At 70.2% G+C, this 10,099-nt stretch carries 11 protein-coding genes; all 11 read left to right on the top strand.

Annotated features, from left to right (window positions below; genetic code table 11):
- Positions 1-92 precede the first annotated feature (92 nt).
- Positions 93-1,175, top strand: coding sequence for a 1,2-phenylacetyl-CoA epoxidase subunit PaaA (paaA, locus tag BDK92_RS20235; protein ID WP_121158134.1), 1,083 nt, complete (start codon positions 93-95; stop codon positions 1,173-1,175).
- Positions 1,172-1,456, top strand: coding sequence for a 1,2-phenylacetyl-CoA epoxidase subunit PaaB (paaB, locus tag BDK92_RS20240; protein ID WP_121158135.1), 285 nt, complete (start codon positions 1,172-1,174; stop codon positions 1,454-1,456). Before paaA ends, paaB begins: the two co-directional genes overlap by 4 nt.
- Positions 1,453-2,178 carry a 1,2-phenylacetyl-CoA epoxidase subunit PaaC gene (gene paaC, locus BDK92_RS20245; RefSeq protein ID WP_121158136.1) on the top strand — a complete coding sequence of 242 codons (726 nt, stop codon included), beginning with the start codon at positions 1,453-1,455 and terminating at the stop codon, positions 2,176-2,178. The genes paaB and paaC overlap by 4 nt, the downstream gene beginning before the upstream one ends.
- A gap of 19 nt (positions 2,179-2,197) precedes the next feature.
- On the top strand, positions 2,198-2,674 hold the full coding sequence (gene paaD, locus BDK92_RS20250) for a 1,2-phenylacetyl-CoA epoxidase subunit PaaD (RefSeq protein ID WP_121162417.1): 477 nt from the start codon (positions 2,198-2,200) through the stop codon (positions 2,672-2,674).
- On the top strand, positions 2,671-3,786 hold the full coding sequence (gene paaE, locus BDK92_RS20255; protein ID WP_121158137.1) for a 1,2-phenylacetyl-CoA epoxidase subunit PaaE: 1,116 nt from the start codon (positions 2,671-2,673) through the stop codon (positions 3,784-3,786). The genes paaD and paaE overlap by 4 nt, the downstream gene beginning before the upstream one ends.
- A 152-nt stretch (positions 3,787-3,938) precedes the next feature.
- On the top strand, positions 3,939-5,129 hold the full coding sequence (gene mqnC / locus BDK92_RS20260; RefSeq protein WP_121158138.1) for a cyclic dehypoxanthinyl futalosine synthase: 1,191 nt from the start codon (positions 3,939-3,941) through the stop codon (positions 5,127-5,129).
- 422 nt (positions 5,130-5,551) lie between these two features.
- Complete coding sequence (locus tag BDK92_RS20265) at positions 5,552-6,745, top strand: COG1361 family protein (RefSeq protein ID WP_147457067.1); 1,194 nt, start codon at positions 5,552-5,554, stop codon at positions 6,743-6,745.
- 103 nt (positions 6,746-6,848) lie between these two features.
- A complete protein-coding gene (locus BDK92_RS20270) occupies positions 6,849-7,559 on the top strand; it encodes a demethylmenaquinone methyltransferase (protein WP_121162418.1) in 711 nt (236 codons plus the stop codon).
- An 87-nt stretch (positions 7,560-7,646) separates the two neighbouring features.
- The gene (locus BDK92_RS20275; protein WP_121158140.1) at positions 7,647-8,213 is read left to right on the top strand and encodes a hypothetical protein; all 567 of its coding nucleotides are present in this window, start codon (positions 7,647-7,649) and stop codon (positions 8,211-8,213) included.
- Positions 8,214-8,331: 118 nt separating this feature from the next.
- Positions 8,332-9,639, top strand: coding sequence for a geranylgeranyl reductase family protein (locus BDK92_RS20280; protein WP_281278698.1), 1,308 nt, complete (start codon positions 8,332-8,334; stop codon positions 9,637-9,639).
- Positions 9,640-9,732: 93 nt separating this feature from the next.
- Positions 9,733-10,098: an NADH-quinone oxidoreductase subunit A gene (locus BDK92_RS20285; RefSeq protein ID WP_121158142.1), complete on the top strand. Its 366-nt coding sequence runs from the start codon at positions 9,733-9,735 to the stop codon at positions 10,096-10,098.
- Position 10,099: the final 1 nt, after the last annotated feature.

Here is a 10,099-nt window from a genome sequence, read left to right on the forward strand (position 1 = left end):
GTTTGTGTAGGCAATCGATTACCGAATGTGTTCGTCGGCTTTTCCTGTGACACCCCCTGGCTTACTCATGTTTGAGCTGTAACACTGGGGGCGTGTACGGCAACGACTTCTCCGATGCGTCCGACGAGCCGGCTGGTGGCTTGATCGACCAGGTCGAGGCGGCCGAGGCGGCGTTGCGGGCCGCGGCCACCCAGGCGCGGCCCGGCGCTGGCGTCGACCTGTCCGAGGCGAGCGAAAGTGATCTCGACTACTACTTCACCGCGGTGATCGAGGCGGACCAGAAGATCGAACCCCGGGACTGGATGCCCGACTCCTACCGGAAGACGCTGATCCGGCAGATCGCCCAACATGCCCATTCCGAGATCATCGGCATGCAGCCGGAGGGCAACTGGATCAGCCGCGCCCCCTCGCTCAAGCGCAAGGCGATCCTGCTGGCGAAGGTCCAGGACGAGGCCGGGCACGGCCTCTACCTCTACGCCGCCGCCGAGACCCTCGGGATCAGCCGGGACGAACTCGTCGACATGCTGCTCGAAGGCCGCCAGAAGTACAGCTCGATCTTCAACTACCCCACCCTGACCTGGGCCGATGTCGGCGCCATCGGGTGGCTGGTGGATGGCGCGGCAATCGTCAACCAGGTGCCGCTGTGCCGGTGCTCGTACGGGCCCTACGCCCGCGCCATGATCCGGGTCTGCAAGGAGGAGTCCTTCCACCAGCGCCAGGGCTACGAGATCCTGCACACCCTGTCCCACGGCACCCCGGACCAGCAGGCCATGGCCCAGGACGCGGTGGACCGCTGGTGGTACCCGTCGTTGGCGATGTTCGGTCCACCGGACACCGACTCGACCCACTCCGCCCAGTCCATGGCCTGGAAGATCAAGCGCTTCTCCAACGACGAACTGCGGCAACGGTTCGTCGACATGTGCGTACAGCAGGCCGGCTTCCTCGGCCTCCGGCTGCCCGACCCGGATCTGCGCTGGAACGAGCAGCGCCAGGCACACGACTACACCCAGCCGGACTACGCGGAGCTGATGCGAGTGATCAAGGGCGACGGGCCGTGCAACCGGCAACGGATCGACCACCGCCGTCGGGCGCACACCGATGGCGCCTGGGTACGTGCGGCCGCCACCGCGTACGCCGCCAAGCGCGCCGCCCGCACCCTGGAGCCGGCCCAGTGAGCGAGTCGTCGCCGTTGTGGGAGGTGTTCGTACGGGCCCGGCGGGGCCTGTCCCACACGCACGTCGGCAGCCTGCACGCGCCCGACGCCGAACTGGCCCTGCGTAACGCCCGGGACCTCTACACCCGGCGCCAGGAGGGCGTGTCCATCTGGGTGGTGCCGGCGGGTGCGATCACCGCGTCCAGCCCGGACGAGAAGGACGCCTTCTTCGAACCGGCCGCCGACAAGATCTACCGCCACCCGACCTTCTACGAGGTACCCGACGGGGTGGCCCACCTGTGAGCGTCTCCGTCGAACACCTGCTCCGGCTCGGCGACGACGCCCTCGTCGCGGCGCAGCGGCTCGGTGAGTGGGCCGCCGCCGCACCCGAGATGGAAGAGGACATCGCGCTGGCGAACATCGCGCTCGACCAGCTCGGCGCGGCGCGGCTGCTGCTGTCGTACGCGGGCGAGCGGGAAGGCGCCGGCCGGGACGAGGACGCCCTGGCGTACCTGCGCGACGATCGGCAGTACCGCAACTGCCTGCTGGTGGAACTTCCCAACGGTGACTTCGCGGTCACCATGGCGAAGCTGCTCTTCCTCGCCGCGTACCAGCTTCCGCTCTACACCGCGCTGAGTAGATGCGGCGACGAGCGGCTCGCTGCCATCGGCGACAAGGCTCGCAAGGAGTCGGCGTACCACCTCGACCACGCCTCACTCTGGACCGTCCGGCTCGGCGACGGCACCGACGAGTCGCACCACCGGATGCAGGCGGCGATCGACCAGGTCTGGCCGTACACGCACGAACTCTGCGCCGCCGACCCGGAGGCGCCGGTCGACCCGTCCAGCCTGCGGCCGGCCTTCATGGCCACGGTCGACGCCGTGCTGACCGAGGCGACGCTGGTACGTCCGGCCGACGGCTGGGCACCGAGCGGTGGGCGCTCCGGGGTGCACACCGAGCATCTCTCGTACCTGCTGGCCGAGATGCAGGTGCTGCACCGGGCCCATCCCGGCGCGCGCTGGTGACGGCGTGACGGAGCCGACGGTGAGCCCACGGGCAGCGGCAGCGGCGGTGGCCGACCCGGAGATCCGGGTGCTGACCATCGAGGAACTGGGCATCCTGCGTGACGTGCGGCAGGAGCCGGGGACCGGTCGGGTGACCGTGACGATCACCCCCACCTACACCGGCTGCCCCGCGATGGACGTCATCCGGGAGGACATCCGGATCGCCCTCGCCGCCGCCGGCTACCCGGACGCCGAGGTCGCGACCGTCTACGCGCCGGCCTGGAGCACCGACTGGGTCTCCGCGTCCGGCCGGGCCAAGCTCGCCGCCGCCGGCATCGCCCCGCCGGGACCCGCGCCCTCGGGGGACGGGCCGGTGCCGGTGCGACTGACCGTACGCTGCCCGCGCTGCGAGTCGGCCGACACCGAGCAGGTCAGCCGGTTCGGCTCCACCGCCTGCAAGGCGCTCTGGCGCTGCCGCGCCTGCCGTGAACCGTTCGACCAGATGAAGGCGTTATGAGCAGCGTGACGATCACCCGTCCGGTACGCCGCCGGCCGGTCTTCCACCCGCTACCGGTCACCGCCGTGGACCGGCTCACCGACGACGCGGTCGCGATCACCTTCGCCGTCCCGGACGACCTGCGGGAGACCTTCGCGTTCCGGCCCGGCCAGCACCTCACCGTGCGGCGACGCGACGAGGTGACCGGTGACGAGGTGCGCCGGTCGTACTCCATCTGCTCCACCCCGTCCGAGTTGGCCGGTCGCGGCCGCCTCCGGATCGGGGTCCGCGAGGTACCCGGCGGTGCCTTCTCCCTCAACGCCTGCCGTCTGCTCCGCGCCGGTGACACGGTCGAGGTGATGCCGCCGCTCGGACACTTCAGCACCGCGCTGCGCCCGGACCGGGCCCGGCACTACGCCGCGGTGGCCGCTGGCTCGGGGATCACGCCGGTGCTCTCGCTGATCGCGACCGCGCTCGCCGTCGAACCGGCGAGCACCTTCACCCTGGTGTACGGCAACCGCAACGCTCGCAGCGTGATGTTCACCGAGGAACTGGCCGACCTGAAGGACCGCTATCCGACCCGGCTGCACCTGATCCACGTGCTCTCCCGGGAGCCGGGTGAGTCCCCGCTGCTCTCCGGCAGGGTCGACGCGGACCGGCTGCGGCGGCTCCTGGACCACCTGGTGCCAGCCGAGCGGATCGACGAGTGGTTCCTCTGTGGTCCGTACGGGATGGTCACCGACGCCCGGGACGTGCTTGCCGCGCGTGGGGTGGCGGCCGAGGTCGTACACACCGAGTTGTTCCATGTCGACGAGCCGCCCGCGCCGCCGGTACGGCCGACCACGGCGGTGACCGCCGGCACCGACGTCACCATCGTGCTGGACGGTCGCGCCTCGTCGTTCCGGATGGACCGGACCGAGCGGGTGCTCGACGCCGCGCTCAAGGTACGCGGGGAACTGCCGTACGCGTGCAAGGGCGGGGTCTGTTCGACCTGCCGGGCGAAGGTGGTGACCGGCGAGGTGTCGATGGCGCGCAACTACGCGCTGGAGCCGGAGGAGGTCGCCGCCGGTTATGTCCTGACCTGCCAGTCCAGCCCGGTCGGCGACCGCCTCGTGATCGACTACGACGCCTGACCGCTGTCCGGTGCGGCGATACAGCCCGAGCGCCTCATGGTGGCCGGTCGGACCACCCGTACCGGGATGATCGACGCCGGGAGGGGTGGCCGCCGGTGGCCGGACCCGGGCGATTGAGGGCGTCCTCCGGGCCGGCCAGTACGCTCGGAGCTGTGACTGGGAGCCGCGAGATCGACAACATCCTGCAACGTGGTGCCGACGGTGGGCGGATCACGCCCGAGGAGGCGCTGCTGCTCTACACCGAGGCGCCGTTCCACGCCCTCGGCGAGGCTGCCGACGCGGTACGCCGCCGCCGGTATCCGGACAACATCGTCACGTACCTGATCGACCGCAATATCAACTACACCAACGTCTGCGTCACGGCGTGCAAGTTCTGCGCGTTCTACCGGGCGCCGAAGCACGGCGAGGGCTGGACCCACCCCACCGAGGAGATCCTGCGCCGGTGCGGCGAGGCGGTCGAACTCGGTGCGACCCAGGTGATGTTGCAGGGCGGCCACCACCCCGACTACGGCGTGGAGTACTACGAGGAACTCTTCTCCTCGGTCAAGGCGGCATACCCGCAGCTGGTGATCCACTCGATCGGGCCGAGTGAGATCCTGCACATGGCGAAGGTGTCGGGTGTCTCACTCGACGAGGCGATCCGTCGGATCAAGGTCGCCGGGCTGGACTCGATCGCGGGCGCCGGCGCCGAGATGTTGCCGGACCGGCCGCGCAAGGCGATCGCGCCGCTGAAGGAGTCCGGGCAGCGCTGGCTCGAGGTGATGGAGCTCGCCCACCGTCAGGGGATCGAGTCCACCGCCACGATGATGATGGGGACCGGCGAGACCAACGCCGAGCGGATCGAGCACCTGCGGATGATCCGCGACGTGCAGGACCGTACCGGCGGGTTCCGGTCGTTCATCCCGTGGACGTACCAGCCCGAGAACAACCACCTCAAGGGGCGGACCCAGGCCACGACCCTGGAGTACCTGCGGCTGATCGCGGTGGCCCGGCTCTTCTTCGAGACCGTGCCGCACCTGCAGGCGTCCTGGCTGACCACCGGTAAGGAGGCGGGTCAGCTCGCGCTGCACATGGGCGTCGACGACCTCGGCTCGATCATGCTGGAGGAGAACGTCATCTCCTCGGCCGGAGCCCGGCACCGGTCCAACCTCCAGGACCTGATCTGGATGATCCGCTCCGCCGGCCGGATTCCGGCGCAGCGGGACACCCTCTACCGCCACCTGGCGGTGCACCGCACCCCGGACGAGGACCCGCGGGACGACCGCGTGGTCTCCCACTTCTCCTCGATCGCCCTGCCCGGCGGAGGAGTGGGTAAGTCGTTGCCGTTGGTGGAGGCGAAGTAGGGCCGACGGTCGGCCGGCCGGCACCGGCCGACCGGTTGCCCGGTTACTCCGGTCGGGCGCTGCCCCCGGCCGGTCGGGCCGATCAATGGGACATTCCTGAATCGGTAGCGCCGCAGGTCATAACGGAAGAGTTACGCGGGTAGCGGCGGGTCGGCGGTGATCGCTAACGTCAGTCGTAGCTCCCTTTTCTCCGGGAAACTCCTGACGATTCTCTGCGCCGCCGCGCCACCATGGCCGTGTCGGTGGTGAGTGGCGTCCGTACTCCATCGGCCCAGCGGGGCCGTCCACATAACGCAAGGCGGCGGGGGCGGGGTGCTCGGCACCCCGCCCCCGCTGTGTTTCCGCCGAATTTTGTTGTTTCTCCAGGTGAAACGCTATTGGTCGGGCGCGTCGGGTCAGTTGTTTGACTACAGTACGCAGTCATGCGAACACAACTTTTCCTGGTCGGTTCGGCCTGTTCAGTTCTGCTCATGGCGGCAGGGCTGGTCGTCACCGCGCCGGTGTTCGCAGCCGTACCCCGCGCGGCCGTACCCCGGGCGGCCGTAGCGGTTGCCGCCGATGTGGACCTCGCGGTCACCCTCGACGGGACCACCCTCACCAACCAGACGCAACGCAAGACCGCCACCGCGACCGTGACCAACCACGGCACCGCGACCGCGCAGGGCGTACGGCTGCACTTTTCCGGTCGGGTGGACGGCGAGGTGATCAATCCCAGCAGTGTCGCCTTCTGCCCGGCGTCGGCGACGCCGACCCCGCCGACCACCGCGCCGTCCCTGGAGGTGACGGTCGGCGGCGAGTGCGGCCTGCCGGACCTCGCACCGGGGCAGACACTCCGGCTCACCAGCACGATCGTCCGATCGGCGCACGGCACCGGTCAGGTCGGCGAGGTGACCGTACGGGTGTCGCACGGCGGGACCGACCGGGTGCCGGCAAACGACTCCGCGACCGCCTCGATCGGTTTCGCCGAAGGCGCCGGTCCCGACCTCTACGCCCGAGCCTGGGACGGACCGGCGGACCGGGCCGGGACGCTCACGCCGGTGCCGCCGGGTGGCAGTGCCGATCTGCGTTTCGAGATCGGCAACCACGGCGCCGAATCGGTCAGCGGCATGGTGGTGACCATCGGCCTGCCGAACCACGTCATGTTCGCCGAGGAGAGCGCCGGGTGCGCGTACGACGCCGCTCGGCGCAACGCCACCTGCACCTATCCGGACCTCTCCCTGGTCAGCGCGCGGGCGGATCGGGCGAGCGACGATCGGAGCTTCTCGGCGGTCCGGTTCCGGCACCCGGTCCGGATCTCCCGGTCCGCACCGGCACCGGCCCGGCTGGACGGTGGCCGGGTCGAGGTCGAACCGCTGCTCGCCGGGCAGTTGCCGCCCAGCGGGCGGCTGCCCGAGGGGGCCACCGGGCTGGTGGCGACCGAGACGGTCGGTGCCGCCGACAGCGACCGGTTCACCATGTCGACCGTGACCCGTGCCGGTGCGGCGGCCGGCCTGCCGTTGACCGGTACGCCGACCGGGCTGCTCGGTGGGCTCGGGCTCGGTGTGCTCGTCGTCGGGGGTGGGCTGGTGCTCCTGGCCCGCCAGCGCCGACTGGTCCCGGTGCTCCCGGCCACGTGACGGCCGCAGACGGCGGTTCGAGTCGGTGGCCGCCGGGTGTCGGTCCCGCCGGGGTACCGCCCCGCTCCGGGCGCGACGGCGGCGGCTGGCAGAGTGGTACGGCGTGACCGGTACCCCACACGGACAGCGTGCCAGCCTGGACAAGCAGCCGCACGAGGTGGCGGCGATGTTCGATGGCGTCGCGTCCCGGTATGACCTGACGAACACGATCGTCTCCTTCGGCCAGGACCGGGGATGGCGGCGGGCGACCCGGGCCGCGCTCGGGCTGCGCCCCGGTGAACGGGTTCTCGACGTCGGCGCCGGCACCGGTGTCTCGACCGAGGAGCTGGCCCATTCCGGTGCGTACGCGGTGGGGCTCGACCTCTCCATCGGCATGCTGCGGGCCGGGCGCCGGAGCCGGCCGGAGGTGCCGTTGCTCGCCGGTGACGCGTTGCGGTTGCCGTTTCCGGACGCTTCCTTCGATGCGGTGACCATCTCACTGGCCCTGCGCAACGTGGTGGACAGCGAGGCGGCGCTGCGGGAGATGGCGCGGGTGACCCGGCCGGGTGGCCGGCTGGTGGTCTGCGAGTTCAGTACGCCGACCAACCCGGTCTTCCGTACCGTCTACCTCTCCTACCTGATGCGCTCGCTGCCGGTGGTGGCGCGGACGGTGTCGAGCAATCCCGACGCCTACGTCTACCTGGCCGAGTCGATCCGGGCCTGGCCGGACCAGGCCGGGCTGGCCGCGCGGATCGCCGCCTCGGGGTGGGGTTCGGTTGGTTGGCGGAACCTGACCGGCGGCATCGTGGCGCTGCACCGGGCCGTGCGCGAATAAGCCGGCTTGTCCGAGGACGAGCCCCTCCGCCGACCCGGTTTTCGTGTTTCGTCCCATTAGTGCGGTCTGGGCCAGTAGGCTGCCCGCATGGCGGGTGCATATCGGCAGCCGGACCGCGACGACTGGTCGGCGGCGGCGGAGAACGGCGCGCCGGCCGACACGGACGCGGCTGAGCTGATCGCGCAGATCCGGCAGTTGGCCGCGGACGCCGACCCCGCCGGCGTACGACAGGTGGTCGCGGAGGTGCTCTCCGCGCTCGACCGCGCGGCCGGGGGGGCGTTACGCGAACAGTTGCCGAACGGACTGCCGGGGATGGACGGTTACCCGGAGTCGCCCTCGGGTCACGTCACGCCGGAGCGCGGTGTTCCCGATCCGACCAAGGGACGAAGCGAGTGGGAACCGGCCGGGGACGGCTGGAGATCCGCCGCGGCCGAACCATCGGCCGGCACGGCGCAGCCGCCGGTCGACCTGCCGGCCGGGTACGAGAACGCTCCGGTCGACCTGCCGACCGGCGGCGAATACCCGGAGCTGGGCCGGGCAGCCGAGTCGGATGGGCCGCCCGCCAACCGGTTGACCGGGGACGACGAGCCAACGGTGGCACTGTCCGATCTGGAGGCTGGCGGGTCGGAGGAGCGCCCGACCGGAGTGGCCTGAACCGACTTGTACGCAGCCGCGCGCTCCCGACCGCGTCCACCTCGGTAACTTAGGTTCACCTAACCCGCTGGCGACCTCGTGGCGGTCTTAGACTCCTCACCGGATTCGCTTGTGAAGCATTTCACGAGCACTCGGGAGGGAGGCGCTGATGGCCACGGTCGAATACGACGCGGATGTCATCGTCGTCGGTGCCGGGCCGGGAGGTTCCACCACCGCCTATCACCTGGCCCGCAACGGCCTGCGTGTACTCCTCCTGGAGAAGACCGAGTTCCCGCGCGAGAAGGTGTGCGGCGACGGCCTCACCCCGCGCGCGGTCAAGCAGCTCGTCAAGCTCGGCGTCGACACCTCACCGGAAGCCGGTTGGCTGCACAACCGGGGACTGCGGGTGATCGGTGGCGGCATGCGGCTGGAGCTCGACTGGCCCGAGCTCGCCAGCTTCCCCAACTACGGTCTGGTCCGGACCCGGCTCGACTTCGACGACCTCCTCGCCAAGCAGGCGGTGGGTGCCGGCGCGGAGCTGCGCACCGGCGTCAACGTCGTCGGTCCGGTGCTGGACGACAGCGGCCGGGCGGTCGGGGTCAACGCCGAGTCCGGCCCCGGCAAGGAGCCGGTGACCTTCCGGGCCCCGCTGATCGTCGCCGGCGACGGCGTCTCCGGGCGTCTTCCGCTCGCGCTCGGCCTGGCCAAGCGGGAGGACCGGCCGATCGGCGTCGCGGTCCGCCGCTACTACCAGTCACCGGCGAAGACGAACGACAACTACCTCGAGTCATGGCTGGAGCTGCGCAGCCGGGACTCCGGCGACAAGCTGCTCCCCGGCTACGGCTGGATCTTCGGCATGGGCGATGGTCGGGTCAACGTCGGGCTCGGCGTACTCAACTCCTCGTCCGCGTTCGGTAAGACCAACTACCGCCGGATGCTCACCGACTGGCTGGCCAACACGCCGCCCGAGTGGGGCATGACCGACGAGACCAATGCGGAGGGTCCGATCCTCGGGGCCGCGCTGCCGATGGGCTTCAACCGGGTTCCGCACTACACCCGTGGTGTCTTGCTCGTCGGCGACTCCGGTGGCATGGTCAACCCGTTCAACGGCGAGGGCATCGCGTACGCGATGGAGTCCGGCGAACTCGCCGCCGAGGTGATCGTGCAGGCGTTGGCCCGGGCCGAGGGTGCGGACCGGGAGCGCGCGCTCGCCGGCTACCCGGCCGAACTCAAGGCTCGCTACGGCGGTTACTACCGGCTCGGCGGGATCTTCGTGAAGCTCATCGGCAATCCGCAGATCATGCGGATCGCCACCAAGCACGGCATGCCGCATCCGACCCTGATGCGGTTCGTGCTGAAGCTGCTGGCCAACCTGACCGACCCCCGCGATGGGGACGCGATGGACCGGGTGATCAACGCGATGACCAAGGTGGCACCAGCGGTGTGAGCAGCGGCCCCCCGGGCGAAGGTGCCCAGGGGACTGTGAATAGTGTGAATTTCGTTAATCACCGAGGGCAGGGAAGGACGAGCAGGAGAAGAGATGTCGCTCTCGCCTTACGTACCCATCATCGGGCTCCTCGCCCTCGCCGCGGCGTTCGCGCTGTTCTCCGTCGGCGCCGCGCGGTTCGCCGGTCCGCTGCGTTACAACAAGGCCAAGCTCGAGGCGTACGAGTGCGGCATCGAGCCGAGCCCCCAGCCACCGGGTGGTGGTCGGTTCCCGATCAAGTTCTACCTGACCGCGATGCTCTTCATCATCTTCGACATCGAGATCATCTTCCTCTACCCGTGGGCGGTGTCGTTCGACGCGCTGCCCATCTTCGGTTTCGTGGAGATGGTGCTGTTCATCGTCGCGGTCTTCGTCGCGTATGCCTATATCTGGCGGCGCGGCGGCCTGGACTGGGACTGAG

The sequence above is a fragment of the Micromonospora pisi genome, assembly GCF_003633685.1.
GTDB classification, from domain to species: Bacteria; Actinomycetota; Actinomycetes; order Mycobacteriales; family Micromonosporaceae; genus Micromonospora_G; species Micromonospora_G pisi.

Coding starts and splice junctions, on each gene's coding strand:
- BDK92_RS20275 (WP_121158140.1), top strand. CDS start 7,647: ATGGCGGGTGCATATCGGCAGCCGGACCGCGACGACTGGTCGGCGGCG.
- BDK92_RS20285 (WP_121158142.1), top strand. CDS start 9,733: ATGTCGCTCTCGCCTTACGTACCCATCATCGGGCTCCTCGCCCTCGCC.
- paaE (WP_121158137.1), top strand. CDS start 2,671: ATGAGCAGCGTGACGATCACCCGTCCGGTACGCCGCCGGCCGGTCTTC.
- BDK92_RS20265 (WP_147457067.1), top strand. CDS start 5,552: ATGCGAACACAACTTTTCCTGGTCGGTTCGGCCTGTTCAGTTCTGCTC.